The 21,860-nt window shown below is 65.2% G+C and carries 21 protein-coding genes; 17 read left to right on the top strand and 4 right to left on the bottom strand.

Translation table 11 applies throughout. The annotated features are described in order from the left end of the window. Nucleotides 1-36 precede the first annotated feature (36 nt). Both DY467_RS15320 and DY467_RS15315 read right to left on the bottom strand, forming a co-directional pair. Nucleotides 37-1,530 carry an NAD-dependent succinate-semialdehyde dehydrogenase gene (locus DY467_RS15320; protein WP_164637221.1) on the bottom strand — a complete coding sequence of 498 codons (1,494 nt, stop codon included), beginning with the start codon at nt 1,528-1,530 and terminating at the stop codon, nt 37-39. A 162-nt stretch (nt 1,531-1,692) separates the two neighbouring features. Further along, entirely contained in the window at nt 1,693-2,022 is a 330-nt protein-coding gene (locus DY467_RS15315; RefSeq protein WP_164572411.1) for a hypothetical protein, read from the bottom strand. 239 nt (nt 2,023-2,261) lie between these two features. Here DY467_RS15315 and DY467_RS15310 point away from each other — a divergent pair, with 239 nt between their 5' ends. Continuing rightward, complete coding sequence (locus DY467_RS15310) at nt 2,262-3,449, top strand: serine hydrolase domain-containing protein (RefSeq protein WP_164637219.1); 1,188 nt, start codon at nt 2,262-2,264, stop codon at nt 3,447-3,449. Nucleotides 3,450-3,581: 132 nt separating this feature from the next. Then, complete coding sequence (locus DY467_RS15305) at nt 3,582-5,276, top strand: AMP-binding protein (protein WP_164637217.1); 1,695 nt, start codon at nt 3,582-3,584, stop codon at nt 5,274-5,276. 162 nt (nt 5,277-5,438) lie between these two features. Here the strand turns inward: DY467_RS15305 and DY467_RS15300 are convergent, their stop codons facing one another. Beyond that, nucleotides 5,439-6,440: an adenosine kinase gene (locus DY467_RS15300; RefSeq protein WP_164637215.1), complete on the bottom strand. Its 1,002-nt coding sequence runs from the start codon at nt 6,438-6,440 to the stop codon at nt 5,439-5,441. 379 nt (nt 6,441-6,819) lie between these two features. On the opposite strand from DY467_RS15300, the gene murJ reads away from it, so the two are divergent. From murJ to DY467_RS15225, 15 genes are all read left to right on the top strand, one after another. Further along, entirely contained in the window at nt 6,820-8,376 is a 1,557-nt protein-coding gene (gene murJ, locus DY467_RS15295) for a murein biosynthesis integral membrane protein MurJ (protein WP_164637214.1), read from the top strand. 55 nt (nt 8,377-8,431) lie between these two features. Next, nucleotides 8,432-9,484, top strand: a complete 1,053-nt coding sequence (gene trpS, locus DY467_RS15290) for a tryptophan--tRNA ligase (RefSeq protein ID WP_107353998.1) — start codon at nt 8,432-8,434, stop codon at nt 9,482-9,484. A 198-nt stretch (nt 9,485-9,682) separates the two neighbouring features. Further along, nucleotides 9,683-10,177 carry a putative universal stress family protein gene (locus DY467_RS15285; protein ID WP_107342673.1) on the top strand — a complete coding sequence of 165 codons (495 nt, stop codon included), beginning with the start codon at nt 9,683-9,685 and terminating at the stop codon, nt 10,175-10,177. Nucleotides 10,178-10,324: 147 nt separating this feature from the next. Next, nucleotides 10,325-10,891 (top strand): NifU family protein, encoded by a 567-nt coding sequence (locus DY467_RS15280; RefSeq protein ID WP_164637212.1) that lies wholly within the window; start codon nt 10,325-10,327, stop codon nt 10,889-10,891. Nucleotides 10,892-11,025: 134 nt separating this feature from the next. Beyond that, complete coding sequence (tsaB, locus tag DY467_RS15275) at nt 11,026-11,721, top strand: tRNA (adenosine(37)-N6)-threonylcarbamoyltransferase complex dimerization subunit type 1 TsaB (protein ID WP_164637209.1); 696 nt, start codon at nt 11,026-11,028, stop codon at nt 11,719-11,721. 22 nt (nt 11,722-11,743) lie between these two features. Further along, complete coding sequence (gene rimI, locus DY467_RS15270) at nt 11,744-12,229, top strand: ribosomal protein S18-alanine N-acetyltransferase (RefSeq protein WP_107342670.1); 486 nt, start codon at nt 11,744-11,746, stop codon at nt 12,227-12,229. 60 nt (nt 12,230-12,289) lie between these two features. Next, complete coding sequence (locus tag DY467_RS15265; protein ID WP_107342669.1) at nt 12,290-12,721, top strand: Fur family transcriptional regulator; 432 nt, start codon at nt 12,290-12,292, stop codon at nt 12,719-12,721. Nucleotides 12,722-12,808: 87 nt separating this feature from the next. Then, nucleotides 12,809-13,468: an HAD family hydrolase gene (locus DY467_RS15260; protein ID WP_164637207.1), complete on the top strand. Its 660-nt coding sequence runs from the start codon at nt 12,809-12,811 to the stop codon at nt 13,466-13,468. 120 nt (nt 13,469-13,588) lie between these two features. After that, nucleotides 13,589-14,980, top strand: coding sequence for a tRNA (N6-isopentenyl adenosine(37)-C2)-methylthiotransferase MiaB (gene miaB, locus DY467_RS15255; protein WP_164637205.1), 1,392 nt, complete (start codon nt 13,589-13,591; stop codon nt 14,978-14,980). A 6-nt stretch (nt 14,981-14,986) separates the two neighbouring features. Continuing rightward, a complete protein-coding gene (locus DY467_RS15250; RefSeq protein ID WP_107342667.1) occupies nt 14,987-16,042 on the top strand; it encodes a PhoH family protein in 1,056 nt (351 codons plus the stop codon). A gap of 68 nt (nt 16,043-16,110) precedes the next feature. Beyond that, nucleotides 16,111-16,614: an rRNA maturation RNase YbeY gene (gene ybeY, locus DY467_RS15245; protein WP_164637203.1), complete on the top strand. Its 504-nt coding sequence runs from the start codon at nt 16,111-16,113 to the stop codon at nt 16,612-16,614. A gap of 1 nt (nt 16,615) precedes the next feature. Then, nucleotides 16,616-17,761, top strand: a complete 1,146-nt coding sequence (locus DY467_RS15240) for a hemolysin family protein (RefSeq protein ID WP_107342665.1) — start codon at nt 16,616-16,618, stop codon at nt 17,759-17,761. Beyond that, nucleotides 17,758-19,371, top strand: coding sequence for an apolipoprotein N-acyltransferase (gene lnt / locus DY467_RS15235; protein ID WP_164637193.1), 1,614 nt, complete (start codon nt 17,758-17,760; stop codon nt 19,369-19,371). Before DY467_RS15240 ends, lnt begins: the two co-directional genes overlap by 4 nt. Before the next feature lie 197 nt (nt 19,372-19,568). Continuing rightward, nucleotides 19,569-19,988, top strand: coding sequence for a helix-turn-helix domain-containing protein (locus DY467_RS15230; protein WP_011156011.1), 420 nt, complete (start codon nt 19,569-19,571; stop codon nt 19,986-19,988). Nucleotides 19,989-20,214: 226 nt separating this feature from the next. After that, complete coding sequence (locus tag DY467_RS15225) at nt 20,215-20,895, top strand: tRNA (guanine(46)-N(7))-methyltransferase TrmB (RefSeq protein WP_234820199.1); 681 nt, start codon at nt 20,215-20,217, stop codon at nt 20,893-20,895. A gap of 12 nt (nt 20,896-20,907) precedes the next feature. Here DY467_RS15225 and DY467_RS15220 read toward each other — a convergent pair whose 3' ends face one another. Further along, nucleotides 20,908-21,753, bottom strand: a complete 846-nt coding sequence (locus DY467_RS15220) for a phytanoyl-CoA dioxygenase family protein (RefSeq protein ID WP_164637190.1) — start codon at nt 21,751-21,753, stop codon at nt 20,908-20,910. Between the last annotated feature and the right edge of the window lie 107 nt (nt 21,754-21,860).

Genomic DNA, 21,860 nt, shown 5'->3' with positions numbered 1-21,860 from the left:
ATGACGATGGCAATGGGCGAGCGGCCCAAGCTAACCTCAGATCCCCGCCATCATCACGTATTTGATCTCGACATACTCTTCGATGCCGTGATGCGAGCCTTCGCGGCCGAGGCCGGATTCCTTGACGCCGCCGAACGGCGCGACTTCGGTGGTGATCAGGCCGGTGTTGACGCCGACCATGCCGCTCTCCAGCGCTTCTGCAACGCGCCAGACGCGGCCCAAATCGCGGGCGTAGAAATAGCTGGCGAGGCCGAACGGCGAGGCGTTGGCGAGCCGGATCACTTCGGCTTCGTCCTTGAAGCGGAACACCGGCGCCAGCGGACCGAAGGTTTCTTCGTGCGCCACCAGCGCATCGGGACGGACATTGGCCAGCACGGTCGGCTCGAAGAAAGTGCCGCCGAGCGCGTGGCGCTTGCCGCCGGTGATCACCTTGGCGCCGTTCGACAGCGCATCCGCAATGTGCCGCTCGGTCTTCTCGACCGCGGCCTCATTGATCAACGGGCCTTGCGTCACGCCCTGCTCGGTGCCGTCGCCGACCTTCATCGCCTTGACCTTGGCGGCCAGCTTCTCGACGAACGCGTCGTAAACGCCGTCCTGCACGTAGAGCCGGTTGGCGCAGACGCAGGTCTGACCCATGTTGCGATATTTCGACACCATCGCGCCTTCAACCGCGGCGTCGACGTCGGCATCGTCGAATACGATGAACGGCGCGTTACCGCCAAGCTCGAGACCGAGCTTCTTCACCCCGACCGACGCCTGCTTGTAGAGGATCTTGCCGACTTCGGTGGAGCCGGTGAAGCCGACGAACCGCACGGCCGGATGCTCGCACAGCACCTTGCCGATCGCCGGTGCATCGCCGGTGAGGACGTTGAACACGCCCTTCGGCACGCCGGCCTTTTCGGCCAGCGCCGCCAGAGCAAAGGCGCTCAACGGCGTTTCCTCGGCCGGCTTCAGCACCACGGTGCATCCCGCCGCCAGCGCCGGCGAAACCTTGCGGGTGATCATCGAGCTCGGGAAATTCCACGGCGTAATCGCGCCGCAGACGCCGATCGGCTGCTTGATGGCGATCAGCCGGGCGTCTGCGCGCTGGGTCGGGATGGTTTCGCCATACACCCGACGCGCCTCTTCGGCAAAGAACTCGACATAGGCGGCGCCGATATCGACTTCGCCGAGCGCCTCGGCGAGCGGCTTGCCCTGTTCGGTGGTGAGGATCAGCGCCAGATCCTCGCGGTTGGCGATGATCAACTCGAACCATTTGCGCAAAATGTTGGAGCGCTGCTTGGCGGTGAGCTTGGCCCACGCCGGAAATGCCTGCGCGGCCGCTTCAACCGCCTGGGTAGCCTCGGCAGCGCCGAGATGCGGCACCTTGGCAATTGTCTGGCCATTGGCCGGATTGGTCACCGCGATCGTCGACGTCCCCGACCAGGCGCCGCCGATGTAGCACTGCTCGCGCAGCAGCGACGGGTCCTTCAGACGATCGCGCAGCGAAGCGGCTTGATCGGCGGTGCGGGCGGCGGCGGTGGGTGACATTGAATGCTCCGGCGTTGCTGGTGGATCGCAGCGGGACCGCGATGGCCCCTGTCGCCGGTCAATATAGGCAGAGATCGCGCGGCGCACAGCGCAGGCCCGGCATCGTCCTTCGCATCACCGCACGCTTTCGCGGACGCGAATGGAGGCCGCGTCGCACCGCGTTCAGGCGGCGCCGGCGATCCAGGTGCTGCGCAGATTGATCATGCGTTCCGCGGCGGTACGGGCATGAGCGCGCGAAGTGGTGGCGCAGACGCGATACTCAAGCTCCGGGAACGGCTGTGCGGTGCGGCGGCCGAACCACGATCCGGCGCGTGCCGATTTCACAGGCAGTTGCGCCAGCGCGACCGCGAGATTGTCGACGGCCTCGAAGCCGTACAGTGCGCCGGTCTGCGCGTAACGCACTTCGTAAATCCCGGGACTGACCGGCGCCTCGATATTGCCGCCACGGCCAGGCTGCGGATAGCGCTTCCAGTCACTCCAGGTCGGGATCATCTCGGTGCTCCGGGCGGGGGGCGTCGCAACTTTGGGTTGGACGACGGCTGAGGCCGCGAGGTTCAACACTGCGGCGACTTTGTGAACGCGAGGCCTACCCGTTCGTTCCCGGCACGATTCGTCGCCGCTCGCAGATGCGAGACTTTGTCGCCCGACCTCGTTATCGCTTGCCCAGCGGAACCGCTCGGTGAACAATCCGGCCGCTTTAGAAAACTGCCAAGCAAACAAGGGAGGACAACATGCAAAGCAGCAACCCGATCGACCAGAGCTTGCGCCAGATGAGCGAGCGCGGCGACATCCCCGGCGTCGTGGCAATCGCAGGTAATTCGCAGGAGGTGTTGTACCAAGGCGCGTACGGCAAGCGCGATTTGTCGAAGCCGGAGCAGATGACCACCGATAGCGTGTTCTGGATCGCGTCGATGACCAAGGCGATCACAGCCGCTGCGGCGATGCAGCTCGTCGAGCAGGGCAAGCTGTCGCTCGACGAGCCGATCGGCAAGCTGCTGCCCGATCTTGCCCAGCCGCTGGTGCTCGACCGATTCGATGCCGACGGTACGCCGAAGACCCGGCCGGCCAAATCTCCGATCACGCTGCGGCAATTGCTCACCCACACCGCCGGCTTCTGCTACGACATGTGGAATGCCGACATGGTGAAGTACATGGAGCGGCACGGCATCCCAGGCATCATCGGCTGTCAGGAAGCCGCACTGAAGACGCCGCTGGCGTCGGATCCGGGCACGCGCTGGGAGTACGGCATCAACATCGACTTTGCCGGCAAGGCGGTCGAGGCCGCCAGCGGCATGAAGCTCGACGCGTATTTGCGCGATCATTTGTTTGCGCCGCTCGGCATGACCGACATCGGCTTCAAGATCACCGACGACCAGCGGAAGCGGCTGGTCGCGGTGCATGCCCGCGGCGAGGATGGCTCGCTGTCGCCGATCCCGTTCGAGGTCGCGCAGGAGCCGGAATTCCACATGGGTGGCGGCGGCCTGTACGGCACCGCGGCGGACTATCTGAAGTTCACCCAGATGATCCTCAACAAGGGCCGCGGCAACGGCAACCAGGTGCTGAAGCCGGAGACCGTGGCGATGATGGGCCAGAACCACATCGGCGATCTCAACGTCACCAAGCTGAACTCGGCAATCGCCTTCGCCACCAACGACGTCGACCTCTATCCCGGCATGACCAAGAAGTGGGGCCTCAGCTTCCTGATCAACACCGAGAAAACGCCGGAAGGCCGCAGCCCCGGCAGCCTCGCTTGGGCCGGGCTCGCCAATACCTATTACTGGATCGATCCGACCCGCGACGTCTGCGGCGTGATCCTGATGCAGGTCTTGCCGTTCGCCGACGCCAAGTGCCTGGAGGCGTTCGCCGCTTTCGAACGCGGAGTCTATGCCGGCCTCGGCGCCGGACAGCAGGCGGCCTAAGAATCGCTCGCGCCGCCGGCGGGGTCGCAATGCCCTGCCGGCGGCGCTATGCTTCGTGAAAGAGGCGACAAGCCCACACGATGACGACCCGGCACTCCAAACCGTCCGGGCGCTAAGGCGAGGACCAAGGACGTGACCAGCTCGACCCCCAGCTATGTCTGCGGCGTCTCCGACGCGCCGCTGCTCGGAATCACCATCGGCCAGGCACTCGACCGCGCGGTGGCGCTTTGGCCCGATCGCGAAGCGCTGGTTTCACCCAGCCATGACACCCGTTGGACCTGGCGTGACTTCGCTGAACGCGTGGATGCGCTGGCCGCCGGCTTTGTTGCGCTCGGCTTGGAGCGCGGCGCCCGCATCGGCATCTGGTCGATGAACCGGCCGGAATGGACGCTGACGCAGTTCGCCGCCGCCAAAGCGGGACTGATCCTGGTCACCATCAATCCGGCCTACCGGTTGAGCGAGCTGGAGTTCGCTCTCGCCAAGGTCGGCTGCGCCGCGCTGGTGACCGCCACCGCGTTCAAGACCTCGCACTACATGGAGATGCTGAACACGCTGATCCCAGAGCTGGCGACGTCGCCGCCCGGCGCGCTGCAATCAGCCAAGCTGCCGAAGCTGCGCACCGTGATCCAGATCGGCGGACCGAAAGCGCCGGGCACGATTGCGTTCGACGAGGTCGCGGCCATGGGCGGCGCGCGCCACCGCGACCAGATCGCGGCGTTCGCAAGCGAGCTGCAGTTCGACGATGCGGTCAACATTCAGTTCACCAGCGGCACCACCGGCTCGCCCAAGGGCGTGACGCTGACGCATCACAACATTCTCAACAACGGGTACTTCGTCGGCCGCGCGATGAAACTCACCGCTGCGGATCGCATCTGCATTCCGGTGCCGCTGTATCACTGCTTCGGCATGGTGATGGGCAACCTCGCTTCCGTCACCTCCGGCGCCACGATGGTTTATCCGGGCGAAGGCTTCGACCCGCTGGTGACGCTGCAGACCGCATCGCGCGAGAAATGCACCGCGCTGTATGGCGTGCCGACGATGTTCATCGCCGAGCTCGATCATCCGGACTTCGCCAGCTTCGATCTGTCATCACTGCGCACCGGGATCATGGCGGGCGCGCCGTGCCCGGTCGAAGTGATGCGCCGCGTCAACGATGCGATGAACATGCGCGAAGTCACGATCGCCTACGGCATGACCGAGACCAGCCCGGTCAGCTTCCAGAGCGCCGTCGACGATCCGGAAGACCGCCGGGTCTCAACCGTCGGCCGCATTCATCCGCATGTCGAAGTGAAGGTTGTCGATCTCAACGGCAAGGTCGTGCCGCGCGGCCAGCGCGGCGAACTCTGCACCCGCGGCTACAGCGTGATGCTGGGCTATTGGGACGAGCCGGAGAAGACCGCCGACGTGCTCGATGCCGCCGGCTGGATGCACACCGGCGACCTCGCCACTATCGATGACGAAGGCTTTTGCAACATCGTCGGGCGCATCAAGGACATGGTGATCCGCGGCGGCGAAAACCTGTATCCGCGCGAGATCGAGGAATTCCTGTACCGCCACCCGAAGATCCAGGACGTCCAGATCTTCGGCGTCGCCGACGACCGCTACGGCGAAGAACTCTGCGCCTGGGTCCGCCCGCGTCCCGGCGAAACGCTGAGCGCCGACGACGTCCGCGCGTTCTGCCAGGGCCAGATCGCCCACAACAAGATCCCGCGCTACATCGAATTCGTCGACGAATTCCCGATGACGGTGACCGGCAAGATCCAGAAGTTCATCATGCGCGAAAAGGTCGAGGCCAAGCTCGGCCTGAAGGCGGCAAAGACGGCGTAAGCTGTGGTTGCTAGTCACAACAAGGGCGACGTCATTCCGGAATGCGCGCGACAGCGCGCAGACCCGGAATCCCGACATGTTCTGCGAGACGCCGATGCGACAAGCAGGAGATTCCGGGTTCGCGAACTTCGTTCGCGCCCCGGAATGACTTGGGGGAGAGGCTTACACCGCCAGCCCGTGCTGCTGCGCCAATTCCTTCAGCGACACCTGCGGGCGGGCGCCGATGTGCTGGATCACTTCGGCAGCCGCCAGCGCGCCGAGGCGGCCGGCGTTTTCGTAGCCGAGATTGCGGACCAGGCCGAACAAGAAGCCGGCCGCGAACAGGTCGCCGGCGCCGGTGGTATCGACCAGCTGATCGATCGCAGCCGCCGACACCAAAGTGACGCCATCCTTATCGACCACCGCGCAGCCCTTTTCGCTGCGGGTGACCACGCCAAGCGCGACGTCCTGAGCCAGCAGAGTCAGCGCCGCATCGAAATCCGAGGTCTGGTACAGCGAGTGAAGCTCGGCCTCGTTGGCGAAGATCAGGTCGACGGTCTTGGAGCGCATCAGCTCGAGGAATTCGCCGCGATAGCGGTCGACGCAGAACGCATCCGACAGCGTCAGCGCCACCTTGCGGCCGGCGCCGTGGGCGATCTTCGAGGCCTTCAGGAACGCTTCCTTGGCCTGCGGCGGATCCCACAGATAACCTTCGAGATAGGTGATGGCGGCCGCCGCGATCTTGGCCTCGTCGATATCGGCCGGCGACAGATCCTGCGCGGCGCCGAGATACGTGTTCATCGTGCGCTGGCCGTCCGGCGTCACCAGGATGTAGGAGCAGCCGGTCGCCGGGCCGTCCGTCGCCGGCTTGGTGTCGAAGGTAACGCCCGCGGCGCGGATGTCGTGGGTGTAGAGCTTGCCGATCTGGTCGTCCTTGACCTTGCCGAGATAGGCCGTGCGGGCGCCGAACGAAGCCAGCCCGACGATGGTGTTGGCGGCCGAGCCGCCGGACATTTCGGTGGCTTGGCCCATGTCGGCGTAGATCGCCGTGGCGCGGGCTTCATCGATCAGCGCCATGCCGCCCTTGGCCATGCCGTGCTTGACCAGGAAGTCCTCTTCGGTGCGGACCAGCACGTCGAAGATCGCGTTGCCGATGGCGAGGACATCGTATTGGGCTGAGCTCATCGATTTCGATCCATAGCGGGGAGAAATAAGGAAAATCCCGCGGATTGTGCGGGTCGGGCCGGTGCATCGCCGGCCGCGCGAAAGGCGCGCCGACCTATCATGTTCGGGTCGGCAGCCGCAAGCGAGGGCGGTTCCCAAGGTCGTCATGCGCGGGCTCGACCCGCCTGCGGGGCCGAAGCCCTTCGGCGCGGCGAAGGCCCGCGCATCCATCGTCTTCGCAAGATGCCGTTTTGAGAAAGGATGGATGGCCGGGTCGAGCCCGGCCATGACGGCGGGAGTAAGGAAGCCTACCGGCCAACAGGGCCACCCCCTTTACCAATCGGCCACTAAACCGAGCTGCGCCGGGCCGTTGCGCCGGCAATCCGGCTATAAGGCCGGGATGCTTCGCCCGCTGCTCACCGTCTCCGCAGGGACTCTGTCGTCACGTTTGTTGGGATTCGTTCGCGACGCGCTGGTCGCGGCGCTGCTCGGCGCCGGCGTGGTGGCGGATGCGTTCCTGCTGGCGTTTCAGCTCGTCAACGTGATGCGGCGGCTATTGACCGAAGGCGCGCTCAACGCCGCGCTGGTGCCGGCGTGGCTGAAAGTGCGCGAGCACAACGGTCCCGCAGCGGCGGCCGCGTTCGCCGGGCGGCTGCTCGGCAGCATTGCGCTGGCGACGTTGCTACTGGCGATCCTGCTCGGCGTGTTCATGCCGCTACTGATCGCCGCGCTGGCCCCCGGCTTCATTGGCCAGCCCGCACTGCTGATGGCAACCCGCGACGCCCGGCTGATGCTGCCGTATCTGGCCTTCGCCGGCCCGGTCGCGGTGATGATGGGGTTGTTCAACGCGCAAGGCAAAGTCGGCCTTACCGCGTTCTCGCCGCTGTTATTCAACGTATCGCTGATCGTCGTCACGGCAGCGCTGCTGCTCGGCCACAACGACCCGACCATTGCGGCGCTGATCCTGTCCGGCACCGTCGGGGTTGCCGGGCTGCTGCAGCTTTCGATCCTGGCGGTCAACGGGCGCGGCGAAAGGCTGGCGACACCGCTGCGCGCCGGGTTCGACGCGGCGATGCGGACATTCTTCGCCAAGGCGATCCCCGGAATGATCGCCAATTCCGGACCGCAGCTCCTGATCGTCGCCGGCGCCATCATCGCCTCGGCGCAGCCGGCGGCAGTGTCATGGCTGTACTTCGCCAACCGGCTGATCGAGCTGCCGCTCGGCATCGTCGGCGTTGCGATGGGCGCGGTGCTGGTGCCGGAACTGGCGCGGGCGGTTCGCGGTGGCGATCGGACCGCGCTGTCCGAAGCCGCCTCGCGCGGTCTGGAACTGGCGGTCGGAGTGGCGCTGCCTGCGACTTTCGGACTGATCGTCCTCGCCGAACCGATCGTGCGGCTGTTGTTCGAACATGGCGCGTTCAGCGCAGCGGACTCGGCCGCCACCGCACAGGCGCTGGCGGTGCTGGCGGTCGGCCTGCCCGCCCAGGTGCTGGCCAAGAACTGGTCGGCCGCGTTCTTCGCCCGCGAGGACACCCGCACGCCGCTTGTGGCGACCCTCATCTCGGTCGCGGTCGCGCTGGTTGCCGCCGTGCTGCTCGGCCGGCTATTCGGCGCCGCCGGGGTCGCGGCCGCCATCAGCCTCGGCGCCTGGAGCAACGCAGCCCTGCTGCTGGGGCGCGGCGTGCAGCGCTTCGGGGTCACCATCGATGCGCCGGCGCGGCGCCGGCTGGTGCTGATCGTGCTTGCATCCCTGGTGATGGGCGCGCTGCTGTGGCTCGCCGCCGGCGTGGTGCTGCCGCTGATGGCGACGGGCTCCACTTTGGTCCAAGCTGCGGCGCTCGCGGTGCTGATCGGCGGCGGTCTAATCGTCTATGCCGCAGTTTTGATGCTGGCCGGCGTCATTCGTCCTGATGGGGTGCTCCGCGCGCTGCGGCGGCCACGCGGCTTGCGCGACTAGCGCAGCTGTGCCACTTCACGGCGCCTTTTCCAGACCAAGCGCGGGAATCACGATCATGGCCATCACGCAGCGGGTATTCTCCGGCATCCAGCCGACCGGCAATCTGCATCTCGGCAATTACCTCGGCGCGATCGTGAACTTCGTGAAGATGCAGGAGACGCACAATTGCGTTTACTGCGTCGTCGACCTGCACGCGATCACCGTTCCGGTGACGGTCTGGGGCGGTCCCGACGAGCTGCGCAAGAACATCCGCGAAGTGACCGCAGCGTTCATCGCGTCCGGCATCGACCCGAAGAAGCAGATCATCTTCAACCAGAGCCAGGTGGCGGAACACTCGGAGCTGGCCTGGGTGCTGAACTGCATCGCGCGGCTCGGCTGGCTGAACCGCATGACCCAGTTCAAGGAGAAGGCCGGCAAGGATCGCGAGAACGTCTCGGTCGGCCTGTACGACTATCCGGTGCTGATGGCCGCCGACATTCTGGTGTATCGCGCCACCCACGTTCCGGTCGGCGAGGATCAGAAGCAGCATGTCGAACTGACCCGCGACATCGCCCAGAAGTTCAACAACGACTTCTCGGCCTCGATTGCGGCGCAGGGCTTCGGCGACGCTTACTTCCCGCTGCCCGAGCCGGTGATCACCGGCCCGGCGACGAGGGTGATGAGCCTGCGCGACGGCACCAAAAAGATGTCGAAGTCGGATCCGTCCGATTACTCGCGCATCAACCTGACCGACGATGCCGACGCGATCGCGCAGAAGATCAAGAAGGCCAAGACCGATCCGGAGCCGCTGCCGAGCGAGGAAAAGGGCCTGGAGACCCGCCCTGAAGCCGACAACCTGGTCGGCATCTACGCCGCGCTGTCCGGCAAACCGAAGACCGATGTGCTGACCGAGTTCGGCGGCGCGCAGTTCTCCGCGTTCAAGTCGAACCTGGTCGACCTCGCCGTTACCAAGCTGTCGCCGATCGCCGGCGAAATGAAGCGGCTCTCGGCCGACCATGCCTATGTCGACTCGGTGCTTGCCGACGGCAGCGACCGCGCCCGCGCGATCGCGGCCGAAACCATGGTGGCCGTGAAGGACATCATGGGCATGGTGCGCAAGAAGGGCTGAGGCTTCGCACGCTCCCGTCATGGCCGGGCTCGACCCGGCCATCCATCTTCTTCAAAGGACTCTTGCAAGATTGGATGGATGCGCGGGTCAAGCCCGCGCATGACGTCGGGTCCGAGACGCCCGCTTGTCCTGCCCGCTGTCGCCATGGCAGCATCGCTTCGTTGCGCGGGCGCGCGCTTGGGAACTCCGGGGGCACCAATGAGCAGCCAGCGACGGAGCTATGAATCCGGCCACAAGCCGAAATGTCTGGTGATCGTTGACGACACCGCCGAGTGGGATCGCGCGGTGTATTACGGCAGCCGCTGGGCGGTGCGGGTCGGCGGCGGCGTGGTGATGCTGCGCGTCATCGAGATCCTCGACAAGAACCAGCAATGGCTCGGCGTCGCCGACGTGATGCGCGCCGAAGCAATCGAGACCGCAGAGCTTGCGCTCGACCGCGCCTCCGGCCGCGCCAATGGCGTCGCCGGGATCACGCCGGAGCGGGTGATCCGCGAGGGCGACACCATCGCCCAGGTTCGCAAGGTGATCGACCAGGACGTTGACATCGTCATGCTGGTGCTGGCGGCCGACGATGGCCCGGAAGGACCGGGCCCGATCGTCACCGCGATGGTGCGCCATCTCGGCACCTTCCCGGTGCCGGTGATGATGGTCGCCTCCAGCCTCACCGACGACGACATCGACGCCCTCGCCTGAGCCTGTGCGGCCCTCGAAAACGTGAGCGTTGTCAGCCACTTTCAGCAACCTCCGGGAGAGCCCGCGGGTTGACCGTGCGTTTCCGAGCGCTATTTGCTAGGAGAAACCTACGCACCGGCCTTGAACCGGCGACGACGGAGACAATCGATGTTCATTCAGACCGAACCGACCCCCAATCCGGCCACGTTGAAATTCATTCCCGGCCGGACCGTGCTCGACAGCGGCACGCTGGAATTCACCGATGCGGCCCAGGCGGCCCGCTCGCCGCTCGCGGCGCGGCTGTTCGACATCGATGGTGTCAGCGGCGTGTTCTATGCCACCGACTTCGTCACCGTCACCAAGGACAAGGGCGAGTGGCAGCACCTCAAGCCCGCGATCCTCGGCGCCATCATGGAGCACTACATGTCGGGCGCGCCGATTCTGGCCGACGGCAAGTCGGACGGCGAGGATGGCGATGACGACGAGTTCTACGCCGAGGGCGACGCCGAGACGGTCGAGATCATCAAGGACCTGATCGAAACGCGGGTGCGCCCGGCGGTCGCCAACGACGGCGGCGACATCACGTTCCGCGGCTTCAAGGACGGCATCGTCTATCTCAACATGCGCGGCGCCTGCGCCGGCTGCCCGTCATCGACCGCGACCTTGCAGCACGGCATCCAAAACCTGCTGAAGCACTTCGTGCCGGAAGTGGTGGAAGTCCGCCCGGTCACCTGACCGATAGCTGCCGCAACGCTAGGCAAGCACGACAAACAGGCATGACGCACCGCGCCATGCCGTCCATCCGAATAGTTGTCGATCGACCCGCCCGGGACATGACGCAACCGTCGCATTGCTGATATGTTAGCCGGATGCTGATCCTCGCCATCGATACGGCGCTCGACGCCTGCGCAGCCGCGGTGCTGGACACCGAGGCTAATCGGCTGCTCGCGGGCGAATCGCAGGCGATGCAGCGTGGTCACGCCGAAGCCCTGATGCCGCTGCTCGGCCGGGTGATGGACGCTTCCGGGATCGGTTTTCTCGATATCGACCGCATCGCAGTGACCACCGGGCCTGGTAGTTTCACCGGCCTCCGGGTCGGCCTCTCGGCTGCGCGCGGTATCGCACTCGCGGCCGCCAAGCCGGTCGTCGGGCTGACGACGCTGTCGGCGTTCGCGGCGCCGCTGGTGAGCGAGACCGACGACACGCCGATCCTGTCGGTGATCGATGCCCGTCACGACCACGTCTACTACCAGCTCGTCGCCGGCAACGGCACGATGATCATACGCCCGCGGGTGGCGCCGATCGCCGAAGCGCTGGAAGCCGCGCGTTACGGCGCGCCGCGGCTGGTCGGCAACGCCGCGCAGCTGCTTGCCGATCGCTGGCCGGCCCTGACCCCACCGCCGCTCGCAGTGGATCAGCGCCCCGCCCCCGATATCGGCTGGCTCGCCTGGCTGGGTGCAGCAGCAACACCGGAAGCCGCGCCTGCCAAGCCGTTCTATTTGCGGCCGCCGGACGCCAAGCCGAAGATTGATCCCATCGCTCAATCGGCGCAGCCCGCCGCATGACGCGCTGCCATATGTGCCATCAATGATGACTTGGCTGGCCGAATTCTGGGGCTACGCCGACGCTGTGGTCGAAACGGCGACGCTGCGCGATGCGCCTAAGCTTGCCGAACTGCATGCCGCTTCGTTTCATCGCGGCTGGGACGAACAGGAATTCGCCGACCTTTTGAGCGAGCGCAATACGCTGGTGCACCGACTGCGCGTCGGCCGGCGAATCATCGGATTTGTTGCATCGCGGATCGGCGCGGACGAAGCCGAAATCCTATCAATCGCGATCGCCGCCTCGTATCGCGGCCGCGGTCTGTCGCGTGAAATGCTGCTGACTCACCTCCGTCATCTCGCAGGACGTGGCGTCGCCACGGTGTTTCTCGAGGTGGAGGAAAACAATCAGCCGGCACGACGACTCTACAATCGTACCGGTTTTCAGGTGGTTGGCCGACGCGAGCGCTATTACCGACAGCCCAACGGGGAACAATTGAACGCATTGATAATGCGTCGCGACTTGTCCTGATCGCCTTACAGTGGCAGAACAATGCCCAATAACCATTCACCCGCAACCACGTTGACGCCGATGTCCGAACCCAAGGCAACCGAAATCGAAGCCCGCTGCGCCGCCACCGGCATGCGCATGACGGAGCAGCGCCGCGTGATCGCGCGAGTTCTGGCGGAGTCGGAAGATCATCCCGACGTCGAAGAACTGTACACCCGCTGCGTTGCGATCGACGACAAGATCTCGATCTCGACGGTGTACCGTACCGTCAAGCTGTTCGAAGATGCCGGCATTATCGAGCGTCACGACTTCCGTGAAGGCCGCGCCCGCTACGAGCAGATGCGCGACAGCCATCACGACCACCTGATCAACCTGCGTGACGGCAAGGTGATCGAATTCACCAACGAAGAGATCGAGAAGCTGCAGGCCGAGATCGCCCGCCGCCTCGGCTACAAGCTGGTCGATCATCGGCTCGAACTGTATTGCGTACCGCTCGAAGACGATAAGTCCTGAGCCGATAGCACGCCCGACGCATCTGCCGATCGCCGCGAGCTTACCGGCTCGCGGCGTTATTAGTTTCAATCGCAGCCGGCCGCAGATGTGACTCCCGAACTTGTTATCTTCGATTGTGACGGCGTCCTGGTCGACAGTGAGCTGATCTCCTGTCGGGTTCATGCCGAGACGCTGACAAGCTACGGCTATCCGATCACGCCGGACCAAGTCGCGGCGCGTTTCCTCGGCCGGTCGGGTCGCGAGGCCCGGCGCGAGATCGAAGCCGAGACTGGCCGGCGCTTCGCCGACGACATCGAAACAAACCTGCTCGGCGCACTGCTGCGCGCCTTCGCCGAAACGCTGCAGCCGATCCCGTTCGTCACCGAGGCGCTCGACACGCTGGGGCGGCCGTTCTGCGTCGCCTCGAGCGGCACGCTGGATCGGATCCAAGTCGCGCTGACCCACGCGGGTCTAATTGGCCGGTTCGCTCCGCATCTGTTTTCGGCCGAGCAGGTCGCGCACGGCAAGCCGGCGCCGGATCTGTTCCTGTTCGCGGCGGCGCAAATGCGAGCCGCCCCGGAGCGCTGCGTGGTGATCGAAGACAGCGTGCCGGGGGTGCTGGGGGCAAAAGCGGCCGGCATGACCGTGCTGGGCTTTCACGGCGGCGGCCATTGCACCGACGCCAGCGCGGCCGCGCTGACCGCCGCCGGGGCCGATCGGTGTTTTGCCGATATGCGGCAACTGACGACAATCATTGAAGAAATTTAGCCGCCCGACGGACTGCGCGCGGCAAATCGACGGTCGCGGCTGGATTTCGCCGGGTTTCGCCTATAAGTGACGGGCAACGCGCTGGAAAACGCGCGTTTTTTGTTTGGGCTCCCGCACACGATGTCTCCGCCGCGCAAGCTGCACATCAAGTCATACGGCTGTCAGATGAATGTCTACGATGCCCAGCGCATGGTGGACGCGCTGGCGCCGGAAGGCTTTGTCGAGACCGCGAACGTGGATGACGCCGATCTGGTGATCCTGAACACCTGCCACATCCGCGAGAAGGCGTCCGAGAAGGTCTATTCCGAGCTCGGCCGGCTGCGCGTCGCGCGTGACGAGGCCGCAGGCCAAGGCCGGCGGATGCAGATAGCGGTCGCAGGGTGCGTGGCGCAGGCCGAAGGCGAAGAGATCATCCGCCGCGCGCCGGTGGTCGACGTCGTGGTCGGGCCGCAGAGCTATCACAACCTGCCGCACCTGCTGGCGAAGGCCGAGCAGCATGGCCGCGCGCTGGAAACCGAGTTCCCGATCGAGGACAAATTCGGCGTGCTGCCACAGCCGGCGCCGGACGCGATCCGTGCCCGCGGCATCTCGGCCTTCGTGACGGTCCAGGAAGGCTGCGACAAGTTCTGCACCTTCTGCGTCGTGCCCTATACCCGCGGCGCCGAGATGTCGCGCCCAGTGGCGGCGATCGTCGAGGACGTCAAACGGCTCGCCGAAAACGGCGTCCGCGAGATCACGCTGATCGGCCAGAACGTCAATGCCTATCACGGCGACGGGCCGGACGGCCGCGCCTGGTCACTCGGGCGCCTGGTGCGGCGCCTGGCCGAGATTCCGGGGATCGTCCGGCTGCGCTACTCGACCAGCCATCCGAACGACGTTGACGACGATCTCTTGGCCGCGCATCGCGATCTGCCGGCGCTGATGCCGTTCGTGCATCTGCCGGTGCAGTCGGGTTCCGACCGGATTCTGGCGGCGATGAACCGCAAGCACACCGCCGACGATTATCGCCGCGTGATCGACCGGTTCCGGTCTGCTTCCGCAGCGATCGCTTTCTCGTCGGACTTCATCGTCGGTTTCCCGGGTGAAACCGAACGCGATTTTTCCGCGACTCTCGCGCTTGTCGCACAAATCGGCTACGCTGGGGCGTATTCGTTCAAATACTCCCCGCGGCCCGGCACGCCCGCGGCGGACATGCCGGAGATGGTGCCTGCAGCGGTCATGGACGAGCGGTTGGAGCGGCTCCAGCAATTGATCGACCAGCAGCAATCGGCCTTCAACAAGGCCGCGATCGGCCGGACCGTGGAGGTCCTGTTCGAGCGCGCCGGCCGCAAGCCCGGCCAGATCGTCGGCCGCACCGCTTATCTGCAGCCCGCCCATGTGATGGCGCCCGACAGCATTATCGGACAGGTGCTGCCGGTCCGCGTCGACAGCCTCGAACGCTACAGCCTGCTCGGCGAACTCGCATCCGCAACCTCCCGGCCGGCCGATGCGATGGCCGCCACAGGAGCCTGAGCCCCCTTGGTCAAAAGCGCACCGGAATCGTCTTCGTTCGTTTCCCGCCGCAAACCCGATCGCGACAGCTTGAACCCGCCTGAAACCCAGGTCGTCATCGATTTCGACGACAACCGTGCCGCCTCCGCTCTGGTCGGCCCCTACGGCCAGAACCTCGCTCAGATCGAGCGCAGGCTCAGCGTGGTGGTGGATTCGCGCGGCAACCACATCACCATCGGCGGCTCGCGCGAGGGCTGCGACGCAGCCCGGCGCGTGCTGGAAACGCTGTATGCCCAGGCGGTGTCGGGCCACGATCTGGTGCAGGGCGACGTCGAAGGCGCGATCCGCGCCGTGATCGCCCAGGGCTCGCTGTTCGAATTCGACACCAAGCAGCCGTCCGCCACCGCGTTCGAAGCGATCAATTTGCGCAAGCGCCCGGTGCGGGCCCGCACCGCCGCGCAGGACTCCTACATCCGCGCGCTGAAGCGCCACGAGCTGGTATTTGGCGTCGGCCCGGCCGGCACCGGCAAAACCTGGCTGGCGGTGGCGCATGCCGCGCAACTGTTCGAGCGCAAGGAAGTCGACCGCATCATCCTGTCGCGGCCCGCGGTCGAAGCCGGCGAACGGCTTGGCTTTCTGCCCGGCGATCTGCGCGAGAAGGTCGATCCTTACTTACGGCCGATCTACGACGCGCTGTACGACCTGATGGATGCCCGGATCGTCGAACGCGCGCTGCAGTCCGGCGAGATCGAGATCGCGCCGCTGGCGTTCATGCGCGGCCGCACCCTGACCAACGCGGCGATCATCCTCGACGAGGCGCAGAACACCACGTCGATGCAGATGAAAATGTTTCTCACTCGTCTCGGCGAGAACAGCCGGATGATCATCACCGGCGACCCCAGCCAGGTCGACCTGCCGAACGGCCAGACCTCCGGCTTGTCCGAAGCGGCCCGGCTGCTATCCGGCGTCGAGGGCATCGCCCAGGTCCAGTTCAGGGCCGAGGACGTGATCCGCCACGAATTGGTGGCGCGGATCGTCGCCGCCTACGAAGGAGCGCCGTCACCGGCGAATGGTAAGTCGTGATGTCGCAGCCACGCCCTGGGTGCCACCCCGATTGCAACGGGGCGGACCCGGATAGTAATTTTGCCTCGATGACCCATCGTGCTCGTCCATTCACCGAAGTCGTGATCGAAGCCGATTGCTGGCAGGCCGAAGCATCGGCCGAAGCAACCGTGCTGCGCGCCATCGAAACCGCCGCCGATGCGCTCGACGCCGACACCGGCGGCGCCGAGCTCGCCGTGATGCTGACCGACGACGATCACATCCGCCAGCTCAACGCCTCTTTCCGCGGCAAGGACAAGCCGACCAACGTGCTGTCGTTTCCCGCGACGCAGCCCGAGGTGCAGCCGGACGGCGCGCCGCGGATGCTCGGCGATATCGCGATCGCGTATCAGACCGTCCGCCGCGAGGCCGACGACGAAGACAAACCGTTCGATCACCACCTCAGTCACCTCGCCGTGCACGGCTTCCTGCATCTGGTCGGTTACGACCACGAGACCGATGAGGAAGCCGAGGAGATGGAAGACGCCGAGCGCGCAATCCTGGCGCGGCTCGGGATTCCGGATCCGTATGCGGGCCAGGATCGGGTGAGCTGACATGCCCGACGGCGACAGAGCTCAGACTGGTTCGCAGGCCTCGCTGCAGGACTCGACGCGCGGCCAGTTACCCGCGGTGGTGCACCAGGGCGAAGTGCTGCATCCGCATGGCGGCAACTGGCTGATCCGTGCGATCCGTTCGCTGTTCGGCTGGAAGCCCGGCTCGGTGCGCGACGATCTGCAGGTCGTCCTCGACACCAGCCCGCCCGACGACTCCGGCTTCTCGACGCTCGAGCGCACGATGCTGCGCAACATCCTCGGGCTGCACGATCGCCGGATCGCCGACGTGATGGTGCACCGCGCCGACATCGTCGCGATCAAGCAGGACATCCAGCTCGGCGAACTGCTCAGCCTGTTTCAGGACGCGGCGCATTCGCGACTCGTGGTTTACAACGAGACGCTCGACGATCCGGTCGGCATCGTTCACATCCGCGACCTCGTGGCGTTCATGACCGCCAAGGCGAAGGTGCCGCCCGCGACGGTCGCAAAGCGCAAGAAAGCGCTTCCCGCCGGGCTCGATCTGCGCGCCATCGATCTGAAGATGCCGCTGACCGAAACCGGCATCATCCGGAAGCTGCTCTACGTGCCGCCATCGATGCGGGCGATCGACCTGCTGGCCCAGATGCAGGCGGCGCGGATTCATCTGGCGCTGGTGGTCGACGAATACGGCGGCACCGACGGCCTGGTATCGATCGAAGACATCGTCGAACAGATCGTCGGCGAAATCGATGACGAACACGACTCGACCGAACCGCCGTCGATCGTGCGCCAGGCCGACGGCTCGTTCATCGCCGATGCGCGAGCCAGTCTGGAAGACGTCCGCGCCATGATCGGCGATCAGTTCGTCACCGGCGAAGCGGGCGAAGACGTGGAAACTCTCGGCGGCTACCTCGTCAATCACGTCGGCCGGCTGCCGGTGCGCGGCGAAGTGATCGCCGGCCCCGGCACCTTCGAATTCGAAGTGCTCGATGCCGACCCGCGGCGGGTGAAGCGGCTACGGATCGGGCCGCGCAAGGAACGCCCCGCACCACGCACACGCGACAGTCGGCGGCGCGAGACCGCGACCGATTCCGCTGCGCCGCCAACCACGGACGGCAGCGGCTCCACCTCATCACCAACGACCGGCGACGGGACCGGTTCGCCGTGACGCGTCGGGGTGTGCTGAGCCGGATCGCCTCGGGCATCATCCTGGCGTGGGGCTGGAAGCGCGCTGTGATCGCGCTGCTGGCCGGCGCACTCTCCTCACTGGCGATGGAGCCGTTCAACGCCTGGCCGGTGCTGTTCATCACCTTCCCGATCGCGGTGTGGCTGATCGACGGCTCTGCGGCCGGCAAACGGCGCGGCGTCCCGGCTGCGGCGATGGCCGGCTGGTGGTTCGGCTTCGGTTATTTCGTCCCCGGCCTGTACTGGATCGGCTACGCGTTTCTGGTCGATGCCGACACCTTCGCCTGGCTGCTGCCGGCGGCGATATGCGGCTTGCCGGCCTATCTGGCGCTGTTCACCGCGCTCGGCTTCGCGCTGGCACGGCTGCTGTGGCGCCCCGATAGTCTGCGCATCCTGTCGCTCGCCGTCAGCCTGACGATCAGCGAATGGCTACGCGGCCATCTGCTCACCGGCTTTCCCTGGAATGCGTTCGGCTACGCCCTGACCGAGCCGCTCGCGCTGGCGCAAAGCATCTCGGTGATCGGCATCTGGGGACTGACGCTGCTGGCGGTGGCAATCTTTGCCTCGCCCGCGGTGCTGATCGATGGCGGCACCACCGCCAAGCGGCGCTGGGCGGCGCCGGCGATCGCACTGGCCGTGCTGGCCGCGATGGCGGTGTTTGGCGGCATTCGACTCAAATTGTCGCCGACCCAGCTCGTCGACAACGTCCGGCTGCGGATCATGCAGCCCAACCTGCCCCAGGACGCGCGCTTCAATTATTCTGCCAAAGCCGACGTGATGCAGAAATATCTGTCACTGTCGGACCGCTCGACAGGGCCGAAATCGACCGGGGTTCGCGACGTCTCGCTGCTGATCTGGCCGGAATCGGCGTTTCCGTTCTTCCTGTCGCGGGAAGCGGATGCGATGGCCCAGATCGCAGAGCTGCTGCCGAAGGGCACCGTGCTGCTGACCGGGGCGGTCCGCCCGCCTGAATTACCGCCGGGGCGCCGGATTACCCGCGCGTACAATTCGATCTACGCGATCGATCATGATGGCAGCATTTTGTCGGTCTACGACAAACTCCATCTGGTCCCATTCGGCGAATTTCTGCCGTACCAGAATCTGATGGAGAAGATCGGCTTCGTCCAACTTACCAAGGTGCAGGGCGGATTTTTAGCCGGTGTGGCGCGTCATAACCTCGAACTGCCCAACGCCCCGCCACTGCTGCCGCTGATTTGTTACGAGGCAATTTTCCCGGACGAAATTGCGATCGGCAACAACCGTCCCGGCTGGATGCTGAATCTCACAAACGACGGCTGGTTCGGCATTTCCAGCGGCCCCTATCAGCACCTGCAGCAGGCGCGGATGCGTGCCATCGAGCAGGGCCTGCCGCTTGTTCGCGCAGCGAACACCGGCGTTTCCGCAGTGATCGATCCGGTCGGACGGATCGTCGCAGAGCTCGGCCTCGGCGTCGAAGGGGTGCTGGATTCGGGGCTGCCGGCACCGGTGGCACCGACGATCTATGCGCGGGTGGGCGAACTTCCTGCAGCCGTGCTGGTTGCGTTAGTGATGATGCTTGTACTATTACGAAAGCGCTCACCGGGCTCGTGCTAATACGCGGATCGGCGACGCAACCAGAGATTAAGTTCGAGAAAATTCGCACTCGCGTAGCCCGCGAATTTTCCTCGGCGTAAATTAACGCCGAATCCCCGTTGGATTCCAAAGACATTTGACGACTCCAATATTTGAGGCGTATTCCAACCCGCATGCGCTAACTGTTGGCGTATGCACGTGCCTGAGGAGTGAGTGAGATGTCGACTAAAGCGCCCAATCCTGTTGACAAATACGTCGGCAGCCGTGTGCGCATGCGACGCATCATGCTGGGCATGAGTCAGGAGAAACTCGGCGAAGCGCTGGGTCTGACTTTTCAGCAAGTGCAGAAATACGAGAAGGGGACCAACCGCGTCGGCGCCAGCCGCATTCAGCAGATCGCTGAAGTCCTGCAGGTCCCGGTGTCCTTCTTGTTCGAAGGCGGCCCCAGCGGCGGCCTCGCTAACGGCAACGGCTTCAGTGAGGCGCCGTCGCCTTCATACGTGTCCGACTTCCTCGCGACTTCCGAAGGTCTGGCGCTCACCCGCGCCTTTACCAAGATCACCGATGCCAAGCTTCGTCGCAGCATCGTCGATCTCGTCGAACGGATCGCCGCGCGCGAAGCGGACGAGACGAACTGATCGATCGACCTCCGTCGCGCCGGCCTCCGCAAATGATATAAGCGGGGCCGGTTTTTCGTTCACGGTCGAAACAAGATGGCGGTCCTGTATGCAGGGCAGCCTGTCGAAGAAGTGCGAGCGCGGTCGCTTGATGTTCAATATTGATCACCCAGACTCGGCGCCGGACACTGAAGATCACCCGGACACTGAAGATCACGATGGCGAAGATCACGATGGTGACGTCGTGATGCACGGCCAGGGATCGTTCTTCGGCCGCCGCAAGGGCCACAAGCTGCGCGCCCATCAGGCCGACCTGATCGAAAACCTGCTGCCGCATTTGTCGCTGCAGATCGACGCTCCGGCGCCCGAACCGCTCACCAATTTGTTCGATCCTCCGGTCGAGCACATGCGGCTCGAAATCGGTTTCGGCGGCGGTGAACACCTGATCGCCGAAGCGCTTGCGCATCCAAACACGGGCTTCATCGGCGCCGAGCCTTACGTCAACGGCATGGCGAAGATTCTGGCGCGGATTGAGGCCGAGAACATCCGCAACATCCGGCTGTTTGCCGGCGACGCCTCGGAGCTACTGGCCTGGGTGCCGGCCGGCTCGCTGGCGCGGATCGACCTGATCCATCCCGATCCGTGGCCGAAGCGCCGACACTGGAAGCGTCGCTTCGTGCAGGACGCCACCGTCACGGCGATGGCACGCGCGCTGACGCCGCACGGCGAATTCCGCTTCGTCAGCGACATCGACGGCTACAACGCCTGGACGCTGGCGCATCTGCTGCGTGCGCCGAGCTTCGACTGGCTCGCCCAGCGCGCCGACGATTGGCGCAAGCCGTGGCCCAACTACACGATGACGCGCTATGGCCGCAAAGCCGAACGCGAGGGCCGGCGCGCCAACTATCTGCGTTTCGAACGACTCTAATCTCTCCGGCGATTAGTTCGTCTGCGCGGCGAGCCTGGCGTTCCGCACGTCGGTCGCCTCCCACACCATTCGCTTGCCGCGTTCGCGTCCGAGCAGTTCGATCGGATCGTGATTGTCGATGTGGCCGAACTGACCTTTATACACGCTGTAGCCGCACAGCTCCTGCAGCCGCCGCGGAAAGCGCTGCGCGATCTCCTGCGGAATCCCGAGCTGCAGGTTTTCCTGCTGCCGCATCCAACCCCAGCAATAGGCGCAAGAGAATGCGAAGCGGCGAGCCTCCGAGGTGTTGGGGCCGCCGCCGTGCCACAGCGCGCTGTCGAACAGCATCACGCTGCCGGCCGGCATCGTCGCGGTGAGCGCGTCGTAGTCCTGGCCGTACACCGGCGAGGTCGCGTACTTATGACTTCCAGGAATGATCCGGGTCGCGCCGTTGGTTGCGGTGAAATCCGACAGCGCCCAGATCGCGTTCAGCGTGATCGGAATGTGCGGCCGCGGCAGCGGAATGAGTTGCGTATCTTCGTGGATCGGCTGCGCGTCCTGGCCGGGCCCGAGCACCAGCGAACAGAACGACGATAACAGGCACTCCTTGTCGAGCACGGCCTCGACGATCGGCAGCACGCTGCTATGCAGCGGCACGTCCCAGAACACCTCGTCGTAAGTGAGCAGGTTGTTGACCCGGAGCGTCTTGAAGCCTTCGAACGACGTCTTGGCGCAACCAAGCTGATGGTCACGCTCGATCCGTTCGACAGCGCTGATCAGCGCCGCAACCAATGCTGAGTCCGCGGCCCGCTCGATCACGGTGTAGCCGTCGTCGCGGATACGCTGGGCATGCGTGGTGATGTCAGCTTCGCTGAGCATAATCATCCTCCCTTGTCGGCGCTGTTGGCGCGCCGTTGAGGCAAGCATAGAGCGATTTTGACCGAAGTGGACACTGCTTTGCGCGGGAAGAAGACGCGCGAGCTGGC

Source organism: Rhodopseudomonas sp. BR0G17 (assembly GCF_010907025.1).
In the GTDB taxonomy this organism is placed as follows: domain Bacteria; phylum Pseudomonadota; class Alphaproteobacteria; order Rhizobiales; family Xanthobacteraceae; genus Rhodopseudomonas; species Rhodopseudomonas palustris_H.
The sequence above is the reverse complement of the archived record's forward strand: the minus strand, read 5'-3'. Positions and strand labels throughout refer to the sequence as shown.